Genomic DNA, 16,012 nt, shown 5'->3' on the forward strand with positions numbered 1-16,012 from the left:
GGCGCAGTGGCCAGAAAGACACGCAGATCATGCTCGCGGCGCTTCTTCCCGGCCGCTCGCAGCCCACGGCGCCAGCAGGAAGCTGAAAGCCAGCCCCAGGCTGACCGAGAGTCCGAAATTGCTCACCGCCGGTGTGCTCGACACTGCCAGCAGGCCAAATGACAGCCAGGTCGTGGCGGCTGCCAGCAAGGTGCCTAGCAGGCTGACGGCGGCGCCGCCGATGCGCTCGCGCATGAGAATGGCGTAGTCGACGCTGATGGCAGTGACCAGCAGCAGCCCGAACAGGCTGAACAGGGTCAGCGGCTGCCCCAGCCAGCCCAGACTGGCAAGGCTGCAGAACGCCGCCAATAGGGGCAGGGCGACCATGCGCACGGCGCCGCCCAGGCCGAATGGCTTGAGCAGCAGCAGCACGATCAGGATGCACGATGCCAGTTTCAACTCGGCAGCGCTGACTTGAGTCTGGGCGAAGACCCGGTTCAGGTCGCCCAGACGATCCACCAGCTTGACCCCTTGCAGATCCTGCTCCAGTGCCCGAAGCTGACCGGCATCGCTCAAGCCCTGCAGACTGACCATCGACGCGACGCCTTGCCTGGTAGGCCCCAGCCAAAGTCCTCGCCAGGGCTCACCGAGCGGGCCAAACAGGGCGCTCTCGATGGTTTGCGGCGGTAGTTGCCCAAGCTGTGTCAATTCCGCCCGCAGCGCGTCTTCGGGGATACCCAGCGCCAGCAGGGGTTGCCAGTGTCCGGGCAGTTGGCTCAGGGCATCGCGCACCTCGACCTGTGCCTTGGGAGGGCTGACCAGTTGGCTGAGTGCCATGTAGCCGTGCAGCTTGCCCCCAGCCACCAGTGCGTTGAGCTGCTTGCCAAGGGCCTCTTCGCGTTCCAGCAACTGTTGCTCGTCAGCGCCCTGAACCAGGAAAAACTGACTGGTGGGTTGATAACCGGTAATCCGTGCAATCGCCTGGGCTTGCTCGAGCAAGCCCGGCGGAGTGCCCACCCATTGGCGAATGTCGTTCTTGATCTGCAGGTGCCATAGGCCGCCGCCGCAGAACACCGCCAGAATCAGCAGCAGTGCGGGGCTGGGCACATGGCGCAACAGGCGCTCACGCAGGTTCAGCAAATGCTGCGCAAGCTCGAGGGGCCAGCCTGCCGGACGCAGGTCGACATCCTTGAGCAGCGCCGGCAGCAGGCAGACCGCGCACAGGTAGGCGCCGATCAGGCCAGCGGCCGAGAACGCGGCGATCTGCGTCAGCGCCGGGAAAGGTGTGAATGCCAAAGCCAGGTAGCCGATGCAACTGGTAGCCAGGCTCAGACTCAGCCCCGGCAGTGTCAGGCGCAGCGCCGGCCAGCTGTGCCAGGGTTTCAGGCTCCAGCTCTTGGAGAGGTAGTGCAGCGGGTAGTCCACCGCAACGCCGATCAGACTCGAACCCAGCACCAGAGTCATGACATGCATCTTGCCGAACAACGCGACGCAGGCTACGGCACCGAACAGCATGCCGACCAGCACCGGGACGAATGCCAGCAGCACTCGCCAGCGACGGAAGGCGAGCAACAACAACAGCAGAATCCCAGCGGTGGCGCCGCCGCCGACCCAGCTGATTTCCCGTGTGGCTTCGCGCTGGCCGTTGGCAGCGTAGAGTAGGCCGCTGGCAGCCAGCAGCTGCACCTGTGCCTGCCCTGCCTGTTGGCGAGCATCGGCGAGCAGATCCGCGACCTTGAGTGGCAACTGCATATCGAAGGCGTCGCCGTGGGTACGTGCGCGCAGCAGTACCCAGTTGCGGCCGTCGGCATTGGCCACCAGAGCGCCGCTGGTCAGGTCCATGTCCACCGCGCCGTGCCGGGGCTGGCTGCCTTGGATGCGACCGGTCAGGCCCAGCCAGTCGTCCCGGCTGGGCACGAGGCTGAAACCGGCAAAAGGATCGAACAGACTCTGCACCCGTTGCTCGATGAAGTCGTGGGGATTGTCGATCAGCAGCTTGCGGTCGGGCAGTGCAAGCATGGCCAGCCGGCCTTGCAGCAGCTGGTGGCGCAGCGCTGGCAAGTCCGCTTGCAGGTTCCACTGGACCTTTTCGAATAGGCCGCTGGCTTGCCATTGCTCGCCCAGGGTTCTGGCCATGGTCACAGCGGTCTGACGGTCCTCGCTGCCCACCAGTACCAGCAGCTCCCGGTTCAAGGGCTCCTGCATGCGCTGTTCGGCGCGCTGCTCCAGAGGGTCTTGCGCGGACCCCGGCACCAGCTCCATGAGGTTGGCGGACACCGGGGCACCGTCGTGCCATTGCCAACCGGCCAAGGCGATGACCGCCACCAGCAAGACCAGGAAAAGCCGTGGCAAGAGTCGCTCACTGCGCAAGGTCGGCGCGCTCCGAGTCGTTCAGGCTGGCAGAACTGGTACTGTCCGGCATGCGCAGCACGGTACTGTCGCCTTGGCTTTCTGCCAGTTGGATACGCTGCACATAGGCGCCACCGCTGATGTCAATGCGGGTGAATACCTGTTTGAGCAGCAGCGAACGGGGTATCAGTTGCAGGGTCCAGGCGTGGCCGTCGCCTTGCAGGTTCAGCTCGAAATCGCGCTCGAGTTCGACGCTGTCACCTTGCAGCACGGCGAAGAACAGATGATTCTGTTGGGCGCCGGCACTCTTGCCGGGCAGCATCTGCCAACCCGTGGCGTCGCGTCGCGCGATACCTTGTGAATTGATGCGGTAATCCTGCTGCAAGGGCGTCTTGAGCAGCCACAGCAGGCCGTACTCTTTGGCCAGTACGAACGTCCCCTGGCTGACCAGGGGTTGCGGCAGGGCGCGCAGGTGTTTTTCCTGGATGAACGGGCCGCGGATGACAGCGGGTTTACTCAGTTGACGGCTCAAGTCCTTGAGGTCGAACGCGTGAGCGGTCGAGGCGAACAGCAGGCTGATGGCCAACCAGAATGAGGCGTGGCATGCGCGCCAGCCAGGCTGGCGCCATTGCATCGCAAATCCTTTCACCCGATCACCCCGCGCACTGCGTCCACGAACACTTTTGGCGAGGCCAGCTGCATCTCGCGGCTGGCGATCTCTACGGCGACTTGCACGGAGCTGGCGCGGGTCATCCGCTCGCCCGTGGCCAGATCGCTGATCAGGTAGTTGATCTTCAAACGGTTCTCCCACTCCACCAGGCTGGCGCGCACATTCAGCTTCTGACCGAACACGGCCCCGCGGACGTAGCGCAGTTGCAGGTCGATCACCGGCCATGCATAACCGGACTCACGCATGTGCGTGTAGTTGTGGCCCAGATGGTCGAGCAGCGCACAGCGCGCCACCTCCAGGTACTTCACGTAATGGCCGTGCCAGACCACATTCATGCTGTCGACGTCGAAAAACGGCACCGACACCTCGGTGTCGACATGCAATACCCCAGCGCTACGCATCGAACAGATTCCAGTGCTGATTGCCGATACGCTCCAGGCACAGACGCAACTCACTTTCCAGGGCACGGTCTTCGAGCACGGGTTTGAAGTCCATCAGCAGTTGCTCATGCATGACTGCCAGCGAGGGCGGCAAAGGCCGCGCGTCCCTGGCTTGAGCCCGCAGCCAGAGGCCCTGGTTGGCCGCGAGCAAGGTCGCCGCCGCCACCTGCTCGGTCAGCTCCAGGCTGCGCAGGGCATCGCGGGCAGCGATGGTACCCATGCTGACCTTGTCCTGGTTGTGGCACTCGGTCGATCGCGAAAACACGCTGGCGGGCAGGGTGTTCTTCAGGGCCTCGGCAGTCCAGGCGCTGGCGCCGATCTGCACTGCCTTGAAACCGTGATTGAGCATGGCGCGTTCCGCGGGTGCCCCCGACAGGTTGCTCGGCAGGCCGTGGTTGTAGCGTACGTCCACCAGCAGCGCCAACTGCCGATCGAGCAGGTCAGCGACGTTGGCTACCAGATTCTTCAGGCTGTCCATGGCAAACGCGATATGACCGCCATAGAAGTGTCCGCCGTGCAGCACACGCTCGGCTTCGGCGTCGATGATCGGATTGTCGTTGGCGCTGTTCAGCTCGGTTTCGATGAAGCCGCGCAACCAGCCCAGGCTGTCGGCAAGAACGCCCAGCACATGCGGGGCACAACGCAGCGAATAGCGATCCTGCAGGCGGTGCAAGGGGGCGGTCGGCGCATCGATGGCCAGGTCCTGGCGTAGCCAGGCGGCGACTTGCATCTGGCCCGGATGGGGCTTGGCCGCGAACAGGCGCTCATCGAAGTGCTCGGGGTTGCCCTGCAGTGCCACCACGTTCATGGCGGTGATGCGGCTCGCGAGTTTGAGCAGGTAGTCGGCCCGGGTGAAAGCCAGGCAGGCCAGTCCGGTCATCACCGCCGTGCCGTTCATCAATGCCAGGGCCTCCTTGGGTCGCAGCACCAATGGTGTCCAACCCAGTGCCTGGTGCACATCGGCGGCCTGACGGCGTTCGCCACGAAACATGACTTCACGTTCGCCACAGAGGGTCGCGGCGACATAGGAAAGCGGTGTCAGGTCGCCACTGGCCCCTACCGAGCCTTCTTCCGGGATCAGTGGCAGCACGTCGTGTTCGAGAAACTGGTGCAGGCGTTCCAGCAGCTCGATCCGGACGCCCGATACGCCATGGCAAAGTGACTGCAACCGTGCCGCCAGCACCGCTCGCGTCGACGGTGCATCGAGCAGCTTGCCCAGGCCACAGCCGTGGAACGTGTAGAGGTGCCGAGGCAGGGCCTCGACATGCTCCAGCGGTACCGCCACCACGCAGGAGTCGCCATAGCCGGTGGTCACGCCATAGATCACGCCTTCCTTGTCCAGCAACGAGTCGAGAAAGCGCGCACCCCTGGCGATGCGTTCGCGGTAGTCGTGGTCGTCTTGCAACTGGCTGGGCGCTCGACGTCTGGCCACCGCCATAATAGCTTCGATGGACAGAGGCGCCTGGCCGAACAGGATCGTGGTCATGGTGTGTTCCAGAAAGGGTAGAAGTTGAACCATTGCCGCGGCGCTTGCAGGCAATGGCAGGCAAGTCGTTCGGCATAGCGGCGAACCCACTCGGCGATCACCGCGTCGCGTTCGCCGCGCTTCCACGACACCTGATCGGCGAAAGGTTCGAGGGTCACCTGGTAGCGGCCATCGCGCTTGAGGCAGAAGATCAGGTTGAGCGGGCATTTGAGCAAGCCGGCCAGCAGCCATGGGCCCTGAGGAAACGCCGCAGGCCTGCCGAGAAAATCCACGTTGACCTGACGCCCGCCATGCAGCGGGACGCGATCACCGGCAATGGCCAGCCACTCGCCCCGGTCCAGGCGCTCGCTGAGTTGCAGCATCACGCCCGGGTCCAGCTCGCTGACCTGGATCAGACGCAGATTGGTCGCACCCGCTTCGCCCAGCAGACGGTTGAACCGTTCGGCGTGCCGCGTGTGCACCAGCACGTTCATGGTCACCTTCTCGCCCAGCTCGGCGAGGGCGCGACAGACTTCGAGATTGCCCAAGTGCGCGCCCACCAGCATCTGCCCCCGTTCGCCACGCAACTGGCTGCGCAGGCCGCCGGGGTCGACGATTTCGATCTGCTCCAGGCACAGCTTGCCGTTCCACACATCGAGTTTGTCCAGCAACGCGTCGGCGAACGCCATGAACTGTGCGAACACCGAGCGTTGGGTGGGGATCAGATCCGGACGGGCGCTGAAGTCGGCGAGGCGCTGTTGGTATTCCCGGGCGGCGTGCCGTGCGCGGCGGCCGAACAAAAAGAAATACAGCACGATGCCGTGCAGAACAGGGCTCAAAAAGCGCCGTCCCAGCACCTTGACACCCCAGGCAGTGAGTTTCATCAGCCAGAAACTGCCGCGCTCCCGATGACCGGCCCAGTGCCGCGTTTCGCGTTCCAGACCACTCATGCCCGTGCCCTGCGCCATAGAATGACCGGCAGGCGCACAAGCATGCCGAAGAACAGCTTGGTGTGCATTTTGGAAATCAGCGCATTGTCGTGAAACAAGCGGAAATGCGACAGGCCGTCAGTGGGGTAGTGCACCTTGGTCGGCAGCCAGTGCATGGACTGCTCGCGCCATGCCAGGCGGACCAGTATCTCAGGGTCGAAATCCATGCGTGTGCCCAGCTTGACGCTGTCGATCAGGTCAAGCGTCGGCGCCAGGGGGTAGACGCGAAAGCCGCACATGGAGTCGAGGATGCGCAGCGACAGGCTGTTGATCCATACCCAGACATGGGTGAGGTAGCGCGCATAGAGACGGCCCTTGGGCACACTGGCGTCGTATTGCGGATAGCCGCAGATCAGCGACTGCGGGCGCAATGCGGAAGCTTCCAGAAACAGCCGTACATCCTTCAGGTCATGTTGACCGTCGGCATCGACCTGCAACGCGTGGCTGAAGCCCAGCCGACCTGCTTCGCGCAGCCCGGCCATCACCGCGCCGCCTTTGCCCTGGTTCTGCGGCAGACGCACCAGCCAGGTATCGGGCTGGCAGGCCAGTGCGTCGAGTATGGCCGCGCACGCCGGACTGCTGGCGTCATCCACCAGCACACAGGACAGTCCGATCCGCAGCAGTTCCGCCACTACCGCAGGTACCGCGTGTTCATGGTTGTAGACCGGGATGACCGCGCAAGGCTTATGCATCGGCGGCCTCCAGTAGAATACGGCCGCTGGAGCACGGAGCACCGGCGTTATTGAAGGCGAAGTACAGTTTGCCGCGTTCGGCATCGAACCTGAGTGTCAGCTGCAGCGTATCGCCGGGGCGTATCAGTTGCTGGAATTTCAGCACTTCCATGCCCGCGAATCGGGTGGGAAACGGCAGGATCTGGCGAGCCATGTGCAGGGCCCATTGGACCTGAACCACACCTGGGAGCACCGGAGCCTTGCGGAAATGGCCGCTGAAATGTGCCAGGTCGCAAGGTACGTGCAGGCGCAGCAGGTGATCGTCGCCGTTGCGATGCTGGTCCAACAGTTCAGGCAATCGGGTTCTGTCGCTCGACAACAACCGATCGACGTCGGCCTGGGGCAGCTTGCCCTGGGCGTTCAGCGGCAACTGGGCAAGCAAGCGCCAGCGCCGCGGCAACGCCAATGCTTCACAGTGGCCGGCAAGGTGCTCGCGCAGGGCCTGGGTCAATGCCCGACGGCCTTGGTTGCGCAGCGCTTCCACGCCGTCGCCACTGAGCACCACGAGCGCACCTAGGCTGGCACGGTTTCCCTGGACAACCCCCAGGCGTGCCTCACTCACCCAGGCGTGATCGATCAACGCTCGTTCGAGCATCGGCAGCGAGATGCGTTTTTCCTCGAGCTTGACGATGCGATCGACGCGTCCGAGCAAGCGAAAGCGACCATCGTCGGCGAACTCCACTGCATCCGAGCCCTGCTCGACATGCCCGGCTGGCAGATAGGGCGAAGCGATGCGCAGGGCACCGTGATCATCCTGACTCAACTGCACACCGGCGAAGGGTTGCCATAGCGGATCGTTCTGGCGCCACGCGATACCGCCGGTTTCCGAGCTGCCAAGGATTTCCGCAGGGCGTTGGCCGAGGCGTCGCTGGAGATGCTCGGCGGCATCGCAGGGTAGTGGGCCACCTGACGAGAAGACTTTCTTCACGGCGCTCAAGGCGGTCCAGTCCAGGTTGTCGCCCATGCGCTTGAGCAGCGCGGGGCTTGTCACCCAGGCGAATTCGCGGTGTTCGCGACTGGCGCGCTGGATGTCTTCGGGGAACGGCAGCTGCGTGCGCAGAAAACTACGCCCGGCGCACAGCGGCCACAGCACGCGGAACAGCAGGCCATAGATGTGCTGCGTGGCAACGCTGCCGATCAGACAGGCGTTGCCCAAATCGTCGGACCAGAGCTGCTCCAGTGCGTAGACCTCGTTGGCCAGTTGTCGCAGGTGTTTGTCGATACGCTTGGGTTCGCCACTGGACCCGGAGGTGCACAGGCTCAGCTGGCACTGGTCGAGGTCCAGCGCGGCTGCGGGCATGGGCTCCGCGTACAAGGCATCGATGTCCCCGGTCAGCCAGAGATCGACTTCTTCGGCCCAGCGCTGTCGAGTCTGCGCCTGCAGATCGGCGGGCAACAATACGCTGACGCCGGCACGCCAGGCGCCGAGCAGAGCCACGGCCAGGTCACCGGCATCCTCGAGGTGCACGGCCAGGCGTCGCGCACCGCGCTCGCGCAGTCCGCCCGCCAGGCGCAACGCCTGTTCGCGCAGTTGCTCGTGATCCATGGTCGGAGAAAATGTGACGCCACGTCCCGGCCTTGCCTCCACCAGCAACTGGTCCAGGTTCATCCATGTCATAGGCGGCCTCTTACACGTTGTCGGACCAGCCATTCGCCAGCGAACAGCAGGCCCATCAGTCCATAGGCGATCAAGCCGTTGTAAAGCGTCCACCAGGCCAGCGGCGCCCAGAGCGTCAGTGCTGCGGCGAGCAGGCCGTTGCCCAGGAAAAACGCGCTCCAGATCCAGGTCACCTTGCGTGTGTAAGCCACCGCTGCGGCAGGGAAATCCGCTTCGCTCAGGCGTGCCAGACGTTCCACCAGCGGCATGCCGTAAAACAGGCTGGAGCCGAACAAAGTCAGCATGAGCAGGCTGATCAATACGGGGTACCAACGCAGCAGGTGGGGGTTGTCGAGCAGCGCCAACAATGCACAGAAGCCCAGCACGGCGAGTGTCAGCCACGTGCGGCCAGGCTTGCGTTCGCCGGTGAGCGCGCGGGCAAGCCACAGGCTGCCCAGCAGCAGCGCGAACTGCCATGGGGCGAAATGCTCCAGCCCGAAATACACCGCGAAGGGGTACAACAGGCCTGCAACCACCAGAACCAGGCCGATCAGCTGGCTCATGCGGCCTGGTTCACCAGACGATGCACAGCCTCGACCACGTCGCCCACTGTGCGCACCGTTTTGAACTCTTCGGCTGCGATCTTCTTGCCGGTCTGGCGCTTGATGTGGTCGATCAGATCAATGGCATCGATGCTGTCGATTTCCAGGTCTTGGTACAGGTTGGCATCGAGGCTGATTCGCTCCGGCTCCAGTTCGAAGAGCTCGACCAGGGCCGCGCGCAGGGTGTTGAAAATATCGTCACGGGTCTGCATGGTACTGTCTCAAGCTGCCTGTCTGGAGGTGACGAACGCCGCGAGGCTGGCCACATTGTTGAAGTGATTGCGCGTGTCCTTGGCGTCGGCGTCGATCTTGATGCCGTAGCGCTTCTGGATCGCCAGTCCCAGTTCGAGGGCGTCCACCGAGTCCAGGCCCAGGCCCTCGCCGAACAGCGTTTGCTCGTCGCCGATTTCCTGCGCGCTGATGTCCTCCAGACCCAGCGCGTCGATGATCAGCAGCTTGATCTGCAGGTGGATGTCAGTGTTTGGGTTGCTCATCCTGGGCGAGCTCCTTGTTGAAGTAGTGGTGCAGGTCATCATTGAGTTTGCGTGAGGCCTGCGGTGCAGAGCCCTGTGCAGCGTAAGTCTGTGGGTCTATATCGGCCCCGACGCGAAAACTGAAGTGCGGACGGCGCAGCGCGATGCGATACCACGGCTCTGCCTTGGTCAGTGTGCTGGGCGTCACCGAGATGATCACCGGGGTCAGTACCTGGGCGCCGCGCAGGGCAATGGATGCGCCCCCACGATGAAAGATGGGTGCCTGGCCCGGCGTGGTGCGGGTACCCTCGGGAAACAGGATCAGGGTCTGGCCGTTGCGCAATGAATCGGCGGCGTTGTCGAGCATGTCGGTACGGCCATCGTTGCTGATGTACTGGGTCGCACGCACCGCACCATGGGTGAAGGGGTTCTCCCACAGGCTGTGCTTGACCACGCAGTTGGCACCTCGGACCAGGCCGATCAGGAACACGACGTCAATCAGCGAGGGATGATTGGCAATGATCATCTGCCCCGGCCGGCCGAGCCTTTCTGCGCCCTGTACCTCATAGGTGAGGACGCCGGCGCGGGCCATGAGCCGGATGAAGCGCCAGAACAGCACGCTGACCACCACCCGTGCACGCCGTCCGTGGACATTCGCATCGCCGGGCAGGCACGCCAGCACGGGAAAGATCACCAATCGCAGGCACAGCCCGCCGAGCCCGAACAGGAAAAAACTGCAGGCAGTGGCCAGCAGACGCCAGTAATAGGCGTCGCGGCGCTTGGGTTTGGTCAATGGCTGCGTTGCCAGGTCCATGCGCGATTTTTCCAGAAGTGTTGGCAGGTGGGTTGGTCGCGCAGCAGGCAGCACAACAAGCTCAAGGCGTGTGGCCAGCCTGGCTGGACGGGTTCTCCAGCGTGGGGATCCAATGTCAGCGACCAGTCGCTGCCGGGCGTCAGCAGCAGAGCGACGGCGTACGGCGCCGGTACGTCGTCGATCCAGCGAGCATAGGCGGCCGGAGGCTGATCCTCGGTGACAACCAGCAGTACCGCCGGTGCACCTTCGTGCAGCAGTGCCACGGCTTCCATCACACCGTGTTCCAAGCCATCGCCTGCCGCTGCCAAAGCCGTCATCTCGCTGGCTTCCGCGCGCATGATCGACCACAGGCCAATGATCGCGTTGTGCACCGAGAGGCTGAATTGCGTGGGAGACAAGGGCTGGTCGGCCGCCAGATCGCTGAGGATGTCGAAAGTGCGCGGCGTTTCGCCGTGGCGGGAGACGAATACGAACGGTAGATCGGACAGCCCTTCGGCAAGTGGCCATCCGACATGAAACGCCATGCGCGCCATGCGGCTCAGTCGACGACGCTGCATGGCCGGCAAGAACGAGACATCGGGCGCCGCTTCGGCGGTATCGTTGAGCGCCTCCAGCGTGGGGGCGCAGCTCCACTGCTGCCAGTCGTCCGCTGACGACAATCCTGGTGTCCAGGCACGCCATTGCGCGATATTGAATGTGATCACGGTGCTCGTTCCTGCCCGGTTCAGGGGCTTCCATTCCATGGTGTCGATTGAGGACAGTGCCAACCCTGGTGGGGTACAGGGTGTAAAGCGGCGCGCATTATCCCGGTAGGGTACGGCTGACGCAAATGTGGTTGCATCCGCACCGGCCCAGTCGCTTCTCGACGCATGACGCAATGTGTTTACGTTGCGCTGCGTTGCAAACGCTCCGTGTATGGGTTCAAAGCCGAAAAAAAGGATCTGAAATGTATAGAAAACGCCAAAGAGGCGGGAGGAGGGAGTTTCCCCGAGTGGCGTAGGAAAAGCTGCGCGGTGCTAGCTAATGTCATGTTCGGGCCACTACACTCGACGTTTCACCGCTTACGGAGGGCTGTGCATGCGGCGCGTGGTGTTCAATCAGAAAGGCGGCGTGGGCAAATCCAGCATTGCCTGCAACCTGGCGGCCGTGAGTGCCAACGAGGGCTTTCGCACGTTATTGATCGACCTCGATGCCCAGGCCAACTCGACCCAATACCTTACCGGGCTGACCGGTAACGACATTCCGATGGGCATCGCGGATTTCTTCAAACAGATCCTGTCGTCCGGACCGGCCAGCAAGAAAGGCAAGGTGGACATTCACGAGACGCCTTACGATAACCTGCATGTCATCACGGCTTCTGCAGAGCTGGCCGACCTGCAGCCCAAGCTGGAAGCCAAGCACAAGATCAACAAGCTGCGCAAACTGCTCGACGAGCTCAGCGAAGAGTACGATCGGATCTATATCGACACACCACCGGCGCTGAATTTCTATGCGGTATCAGCCTTGATCGCGGCGGACCGTGTGTTGATTCCCTTCGATTGCGACAGCTTTTCCCGGCATGCGCTCTATGGTTTGCTCGATGAAATCGCCGAGTTGAAGGAAGACCATAACGAAGGCCTTGAAGTCGAAGGTATCGTGGTCAACCAGTTCCAGCCTCGCGCCAGCCTGCCTCAGCAGATGCTCGACGAACTCATAGCGGAGGGATTGCCCGTGCTGCCGGTGTATCTCAACAGCTCGGTGAAGATGCGCGAGTCCCATGAACTGAACATCCCGCTGATCCATCTGGACCCGCGGCACAAGCTGACCCAGCAATTCGTTGAGCTGCACAACCTGCTCGAACAAGCCTGAACCCGCACTGCAAGCCGCGTCCGGCCTTAACGCGGTCTTCCAGGTACACCGCATGCACCGCCGACGCGGCTCGCGCCGCTGCTACAGAAACACCGCGATCCCCTGTAGCAGCGGCGCAAGCCGCGTCCAGCCTCAACGCGGTCGTCCAGGTGCACCGCATGCACCGCCGACGCGGCTCGCGCCGCTGCTACAGGAACACTTCGACCCCCTGTAGCAGCGGCGCAAGCCGCGTCCGGCCTCAACGCGGTCCTCCAGGTACACCGCATGCACCGCCGACGCGGCTCGCGCCGCTGCTACAGAACACCGCGATCCCCTGTAGCAGCGGCGCAAGCCGCGTCCGGTCTCAACACGGTCTTCCAGGTACACCGCATGCACCGCCGACGCGGTATTCCAGGTGCCCCGCATGCACCGCCGACGCGGCTCGCGCCGCTGCTACAGAAACACCGCGATCCCCTGTAGCAGCGGCGCAAGCCGCGTCCGGGCCGCTATGCAATTCTTCAGGTTCCTACCGATCAACAATCCCTTGGGCGCGTAGCCAGCCCACTAACTGTGGCAGCGGCATTGCACCGCTCTGCCGCGCGACTTCCCGACCATTCTTGAACAGGATCAAGCTCGGTATCGAGCGGATCCCAAGTTGCGTGGACAGCTGCGGGTTGGCCTGGCTGTCCAGCTTGGCCAGTCGGCAGCGGCCCTGCAGTTGTGCCGCCGCCTGTTCGAATACCGGTGCGAAGGACTTGCACGGCCCGCACCAGTCGGCCCAGACGTCCACCAGCAATGGCAGGTCGCCTTTGATCTGGCTGGCATAGTCGCCTTGAGTCAGCTCGAAGGGTGTATCGAGCAACACCGCCACCTTGCACCGCCCGCACTTGGGCTGGTCTTTGAGGCGCGAAGCAGGAATGCGGTTGAGCCCGTTGCAATGCGGGCAGGGGATTACCAGTGAGTCGCTCATGCCGGGCTCCGGTTGTATGAATGCACCACAGGTATGTGGAGGCGGCACAGTTGGATATCAACCGGCGCTGTACGTGCCGATTGCCTGCCGACTGTATCTGTAGCGTTTGACCGCTGCCCAGTAGAGTAAAACCCAACTTGCAATCAGGAACAGGCCATGGCGCTGCTCGGCATTCTGGGTGGGATGAGCTGGGAATCATCCGCCTCCTACTATCGACTGATCAACGAAGGCTACAGAGACGCAAAGGGCGGACTTCACTCGGCTCCTTTGCTGCTGCACTCAGTCGACTTCGCCAGCATTGCCGCCCTGCAGAAGGTCGGGGACTGGCAGGCTGCGGGTGTCCAGCTGTCCGATGCGGCGCGCGGATTAGAGCGAGCGGGGGCGGGCGCGATAGTGCTGGCTACCAACACCATGCACAAGGTTGCCGATGCCATCGAGCAAGCGGTCGAGATCCCCTTGCTGCACATCGGCGATGCAGTAGGTGAAGCCCTGCAAGCCGGCGGTTTCCAGCGAGTGGCCTTGCTCGGCACACGCTTCACCATGCAACAGGACTTTTATCGTCTGCGGCTGGCCGAGCGCTATGGTATCGAGGTGGTACTGCCTGAAGAGACGCAAATGACAGAGATCGACCGGATCATTTTTTCAGAGTTGTGCCAAGGACAGTTCACCTCGGTATCGCGAGCGTACTACCTGGCCTGCCTTGAAAGTCTTCACGGCCAAGGCGCGCAGGCAGCCATTCTGGGCTGCACCGAGATCGGCCTTCTTCTGCAGAGCGTCGAGGCGCCGTTGCCGCTGATCGATAGCACTCAGGTCCATGTGCAGAGCGGCCTACGCTGGTTATTGAGCCGCAGTGGCGAGTCTGACTTGGCAAAAACGTGATTACAGCTTCACCGCCTTGAGCTCATGCTCAAGGCTGCGCTGCACGAACTGATTGATGCTGACGCCCAGCGCAGCCGCCGCTTCAGTGACCTGGGCATGCAGCGTTTCAGGCAGCCGGAGCTGAAATTTCCCCGAGTAGCATTTGACTGGCTCGATCCCTTCCTCTGCGCACACTTGCAGAAATACTCGCAGCGACTCGGCGCCTTCGGTCTTCAATGCGCTGACGCTGTCGGCGTGAAAGTCCGCACCGCCATTCAGATTGATGAACTCCCCGCGAAAAGTCCCGACTTCCGGGTCGTACTGGATGACGGCCCGATGGCCGTCGATGATCATGATGTTGTTCATGGTTCGATTCCGTTGACTGCCAGCCAATTGCGGATGCTCGCCACTGCAGCCTTGTCGGTTTCCGGGGACGGATGAGGGCGATGGAACACCCGCACGGTCCCGAAAAGGACTACCGCCACTCGGGAGCCTTCTCGCTCTTGCACCTTGCCACTCAATTCGATGAACAATCGTTCGATGCGTGACCAGCGGATCGTTCCTGACACAGGGCGAGCGTAGATCGCCTCAAGCACGTCAATGTGTTTGAGCTTTGAAGGGGGCATCGTAGCGCTCCGTACTCTAAAATGGTACCAAAAAAAGGTACCGCTTCAGATATGGGTTTCGGGGCACACGATGATGGGCTGGTTGCAACGAAACGACAGTCGGACAGGCTTGAAAGCAATGTAGGCGGTGTCCGATGCATGCCGTTGATGATAGAGAGTCAGCCACCCCTCACGATGAACAACTGATCTCCAGATGCTTGCCCCATTCCGGTGGGCGTTCAGCGTAACGCTCCATGCCCGGTTGCGCTTCGAACGGGTTCGAGAGCACCTGGTGCAATCGCCGCACCTCGGAATAGTCGCCGTCTTCGGCGGCATCGATGGCTTTCTGCGCCAGGTAATTGCGCAGGATGTACAGAGGATTGACCTGATTCATGCGCTCGGTACGGCCGTCGCTCACATCACGATCCATACGCGCCTGATAATCGGCCGCCCAGGCATCGAAGCCCTGGATATCGACGAAGTCATCGCGCAGCACGGCCAGCGCGCCGACTTCGCCCAGGCGTCGGAAGAACAGGTTGTAATCCACGCCGCTGTTCTGCATCAGCCCCAACAGACGTTCGAGCAGCACCTTGTCGCCGTCTTCGGCCAGGGTGAAGCCCAGTCGCCGCCGCATGATGTCCAGATAGGCGGCCTCGTACAGTGGCAGGAACAACCCCAATGCTTCCTGCAGCGCCGGCACCTCGATCAAGGGTGTCAACGACTGAGCCAGGGCGCTCAGATTCCAGTGTGCCACCGGCACCTGGTTGCTGAAGCTGTAGCGGCCTTCGTGGTCGGAGTGGTTGCAGATGAAGTTCGCGTCGAAGTCATCCAGAAAGGCGAACGGCCCGAAGTCGAAGGTAATGCCCAGAATCGACATGTTGTCGGTGTTCATCACCCCGTGACAGAAGCCGTAGGCCTGCCATTGCGCGATCAGCTCGGCATTGCGCTCGACGATCTCGCGGAACATGTCCAGATAGGGTTCGGGCTGGGTCGCGCACCCAGGGAAGTGCGCCGCCAGCACATGGTCGACCAACTGTTTCTGCAGTTCGGGTTGGCGGGTGTAGTAGAAGTATTCGAAATGACCGAAACGCACGTGGCTCGGCGCAAGGCGCAGGAGCATGGCGGCGCGTTCCTGCTTTTCACGCCATACCGGCGTGTCCGACGCGATCACGCACAGGGCGCGGCTGCTGGGAATGCCCAGGGCGTGCAAGGCTTCGGACGCCAGGAATTCGCGGATCGAGGAGCGCAGCACTGCGCGGCCATCGCCTCGGCGCGAGTAGGGCGTGGGTCCGGCGCCCTTGAGGTGCAGGTCCCAGTGTTCGCCGGCGTCGTTGTACACCTCGCCGAGCAGTACACCGCGGCCGTCGCCCAACTGAGGGGTGTAGCCGCCGAACTGATGACCCGAATAGATCATCGCCCGCGGCTCGGTTTCGCTCCACAGCTTGTGGCCGCTGAACAACTCGGCGAACAGCGGGGTTTGGGCACACGCAGGGTCCAGGTCCAACAGGCTCATGGCTGCATCGCTGGCCACCACCAGCCGTGGGTTGTCGATGGGCTCCGGCAGAACGTGAGTGGAAAAGACGTCGCCCAGGCGGGCGAAACGGTTGTCGAAGATCAGTTCGTCGAGGCCTTTCATGTGCGTT

At 62.7% G+C, this 16,012-nt stretch carries 18 protein-coding genes; 2 read left to right on the plus strand and 16 right to left on the minus strand.

Going from position 1 to position 16,012, the window contains the following annotated elements; all coding sequences use genetic code 11:
• Positions 1–27: 27 nt before the first annotated feature.
• From ABMD26_RS13190 to ABMD26_RS13245, 12 genes are read right to left on the minus strand one after another with little or no spacing between them, the layout of a single operon-like run.
• Positions 28–2,349, minus strand: a complete 2,322-nt coding sequence (locus ABMD26_RS13190; RefSeq protein WP_354309967.1) for an MMPL family transporter — start codon at positions 2,347–2,349, stop codon at positions 28–30.
• A complete protein-coding gene (locus ABMD26_RS13195) occupies positions 2,339–2,962 on the minus strand; it encodes an outer membrane lipoprotein carrier protein LolA (protein ID WP_354309969.1) in 624 nt (207 codons plus the stop codon). The genes ABMD26_RS13190 and ABMD26_RS13195 overlap by 11 nt, the downstream gene beginning before the upstream one ends.
• A gap of 11 nt (positions 2,963–2,973) precedes the next feature.
• Positions 2,974–3,399 (minus strand): acyl-CoA thioesterase, encoded by a 426-nt coding sequence (locus ABMD26_RS13200; protein ID WP_122742875.1) that lies wholly within the window; start codon positions 3,397–3,399, stop codon positions 2,974–2,976.
• The gene (locus ABMD26_RS13205) at positions 3,392–4,924 is read right to left on the minus strand and encodes an HAL/PAL/TAL family ammonia-lyase (protein WP_320522431.1); all 1,533 of its coding nucleotides are present in this window, start codon (positions 4,922–4,924) and stop codon (positions 3,392–3,394) included. The genes ABMD26_RS13200 and ABMD26_RS13205 overlap by 8 nt, the downstream gene beginning before the upstream one ends.
• Positions 4,921–5,853: a lysophospholipid acyltransferase family protein gene (locus tag ABMD26_RS13210; protein ID WP_354309972.1), complete on the minus strand. Its 933-nt coding sequence runs from the start codon at positions 5,851–5,853 to the stop codon at positions 4,921–4,923. The genes ABMD26_RS13205 and ABMD26_RS13210 overlap by 4 nt, the downstream gene beginning before the upstream one ends.
• Entirely contained in the window at positions 5,850–6,584 is a 735-nt protein-coding gene (locus ABMD26_RS13215; RefSeq protein WP_354309974.1) for a glycosyltransferase family 2 protein, read from the minus strand. Before ABMD26_RS13215 ends, ABMD26_RS13210 begins: the two co-directional genes overlap by 4 nt.
• Positions 6,577–8,241, minus strand: coding sequence for an ApeI family dehydratase (locus tag ABMD26_RS13220; protein WP_354309976.1), 1,665 nt, complete (start codon positions 8,239–8,241; stop codon positions 6,577–6,579). Before ABMD26_RS13220 ends, ABMD26_RS13215 begins: the two co-directional genes overlap by 8 nt.
• Positions 8,238–8,783, minus strand: coding sequence for a COG4648 family protein (locus ABMD26_RS13225; RefSeq protein WP_134722501.1), 546 nt, complete (start codon positions 8,781–8,783; stop codon positions 8,238–8,240). Before ABMD26_RS13225 ends, ABMD26_RS13220 begins: the two co-directional genes overlap by 4 nt.
• The gene (locus ABMD26_RS13230) at positions 8,780–9,034 is read right to left on the minus strand and encodes an acyl carrier protein (protein WP_122742870.1); all 255 of its coding nucleotides are present in this window, start codon (positions 9,032–9,034) and stop codon (positions 8,780–8,782) included. Before ABMD26_RS13230 ends, ABMD26_RS13225 begins: the two co-directional genes overlap by 4 nt.
• A gap of 9 nt (positions 9,035–9,043) precedes the next feature.
• A complete protein-coding gene (locus ABMD26_RS13235) occupies positions 9,044–9,316 on the minus strand; it encodes a phosphopantetheine-binding protein (RefSeq protein WP_122742869.1) in 273 nt (90 codons plus the stop codon).
• Positions 9,297–10,109: a lysophospholipid acyltransferase family protein gene (locus ABMD26_RS13240; protein WP_354309979.1), complete on the minus strand. Its 813-nt coding sequence runs from the start codon at positions 10,107–10,109 to the stop codon at positions 9,297–9,299. Before ABMD26_RS13240 ends, ABMD26_RS13235 begins: the two co-directional genes overlap by 20 nt.
• On the minus strand, positions 10,085–10,852 hold the full coding sequence (locus tag ABMD26_RS13245; RefSeq protein ID WP_354309982.1) for a beta-ketoacyl synthase chain length factor: 768 nt from the start codon (positions 10,850–10,852) through the stop codon (positions 10,085–10,087). Before ABMD26_RS13245 ends, ABMD26_RS13240 begins: the two co-directional genes overlap by 25 nt.
• A gap of 334 nt (positions 10,853–11,186) precedes the next feature.
• Here ABMD26_RS13245 and ABMD26_RS13250 point away from each other — a divergent pair, with 334 nt between their 5' ends.
• Positions 11,187–11,957 carry a ParA family protein gene (locus ABMD26_RS13250; protein WP_049861465.1) on the plus strand — a complete coding sequence of 257 codons (771 nt, stop codon included), beginning with the start codon at positions 11,187–11,189 and terminating at the stop codon, positions 11,955–11,957.
• A 505-nt stretch (positions 11,958–12,462) separates the two neighbouring features.
• On the opposite strand, the gene trxC is transcribed toward ABMD26_RS13250, so the two are convergent.
• Positions 12,463–12,906, minus strand: coding sequence for a thioredoxin TrxC (trxC, locus tag ABMD26_RS13255; protein WP_354309984.1), 444 nt, complete (start codon positions 12,904–12,906; stop codon positions 12,463–12,465).
• A 156-nt stretch (positions 12,907–13,062) separates the two neighbouring features.
• Between trxC and ABMD26_RS13260 the strand changes: the two genes are divergently transcribed.
• Positions 13,063–13,785, plus strand: coding sequence for an aspartate/glutamate racemase family protein (locus ABMD26_RS13260; RefSeq protein WP_354309986.1), 723 nt, complete (start codon positions 13,063–13,065; stop codon positions 13,783–13,785).
• Here the strand turns inward: ABMD26_RS13260 and ABMD26_RS13265 are convergent, their stop codons facing one another.
• From ABMD26_RS13265 to selO, 3 genes are all read right to left on the minus strand, one after another.
• The gene (locus tag ABMD26_RS13265; protein WP_244633854.1) at positions 13,786–14,118 is read right to left on the minus strand and encodes a type II toxin-antitoxin system HicB family antitoxin; all 333 of its coding nucleotides are present in this window, start codon (positions 14,116–14,118) and stop codon (positions 13,786–13,788) included.
• Between the two features lie 8 nt (positions 14,119–14,126).
• Positions 14,127–14,390, minus strand: coding sequence for a type II toxin-antitoxin system HicA family toxin (locus ABMD26_RS13270; RefSeq protein WP_354309989.1), 264 nt, complete (start codon positions 14,388–14,390; stop codon positions 14,127–14,129).
• Positions 14,391–14,559: 169 nt separating this feature from the next.
• Positions 14,560–16,005 (minus strand): protein adenylyltransferase SelO, encoded by a 1,446-nt coding sequence (selO, locus tag ABMD26_RS13275; RefSeq protein WP_134721671.1) that lies wholly within the window; start codon positions 16,003–16,005, stop codon positions 14,560–14,562.
• Between the last annotated feature and the right edge of the window lie 7 nt (positions 16,006–16,012).

This window comes from Pseudomonas sp. PvP001, from assembly GCF_040546375.1.
GTDB lineage: Bacteria > Pseudomonadota > Gammaproteobacteria > Pseudomonadales > Pseudomonadaceae > Aquipseudomonas > Aquipseudomonas coleopterorum.

Excerpts from the sequence above, each read along its gene's own strand:
- ABMD26_RS13195 (WP_354309969.1), bottom strand. The coding sequence starts at position 2,962 with ATGCAATGGCGCCAGCCTGGCTGGCGCGCATGCCACGCCTCATTCTGG.
- ABMD26_RS13200 (WP_122742875.1), bottom strand. The coding sequence starts at position 3,399 with ATGCGTAGCGCTGGGGTATTGCATGTCGACACCGAGGTGTCGGTGCCG.
- ABMD26_RS13205 (WP_320522431.1), bottom strand. The coding sequence starts at position 4,924 with ATGACCACGATCCTGTTCGGCCAGGCGCCTCTGTCCATCGAAGCTATT.
- ABMD26_RS13210 (WP_354309972.1), bottom strand. The coding sequence starts at position 5,853 with ATGAGTGGTCTGGAACGCGAAACGCGGCACTGGGCCGGTCATCGGGAG.
- ABMD26_RS13215 (WP_354309974.1), bottom strand. The coding sequence starts at position 6,584 with ATGCATAAGCCTTGCGCGGTCATCCCGGTCTACAACCATGAACACGCG.
- ABMD26_RS13220 (WP_354309976.1), bottom strand. The coding sequence starts at position 8,241 with ATGACATGGATGAACCTGGACCAGTTGCTGGTGGAGGCAAGGCCGGGA.
- ABMD26_RS13225 (WP_134722501.1), bottom strand. The coding sequence starts at position 8,783 with ATGAGCCAGCTGATCGGCCTGGTTCTGGTGGTTGCAGGCCTGTTGTAC.
- ABMD26_RS13230 (WP_122742870.1), bottom strand. The coding sequence starts at position 9,034 with ATGCAGACCCGTGACGATATTTTCAACACCCTGCGCGCGGCCCTGGTC.
- ABMD26_RS13235 (WP_122742869.1), bottom strand. The coding sequence starts at position 9,316 with ATGAGCAACCCAAACACTGACATCCACCTGCAGATCAAGCTGCTGATC.
- ABMD26_RS13240 (WP_354309979.1), bottom strand. The coding sequence starts at position 10,109 with ATGGACCTGGCAACGCAGCCATTGACCAAACCCAAGCGCCGCGACGCC.
- ABMD26_RS13245 (WP_354309982.1), bottom strand. The coding sequence starts at position 10,852 with ATGGAATGGAAGCCCCTGAACCGGGCAGGAACGAGCACCGTGATCACA.
- ABMD26_RS13250 (WP_049861465.1), top strand. The coding sequence starts at position 11,187 with ATGCGGCGCGTGGTGTTCAATCAGAAAGGCGGCGTGGGCAAATCCAGC.
- trxC (WP_354309984.1), bottom strand. The coding sequence starts at position 12,906 with ATGAGCGACTCACTGGTAATCCCCTGCCCGCATTGCAACGGGCTCAAC.
- ABMD26_RS13260 (WP_354309986.1), top strand. The coding sequence starts at position 13,063 with ATGGCGCTGCTCGGCATTCTGGGTGGGATGAGCTGGGAATCATCCGCC.
- ABMD26_RS13265 (WP_244633854.1), bottom strand. The coding sequence starts at position 14,118 with ATGATCATCGACGGCCATCGGGCCGTCATCCAGTACGACCCGGAAGTC.
- ABMD26_RS13270 (WP_354309989.1), bottom strand. The coding sequence starts at position 14,390 with ATGCCCCCTTCAAAGCTCAAACACATTGACGTGCTTGAGGCGATCTAC.
- selO (WP_134721671.1), bottom strand. The coding sequence starts at position 16,005 with ATGAAAGGCCTCGACGAACTGATCTTCGACAACCGTTTCGCCCGCCTG.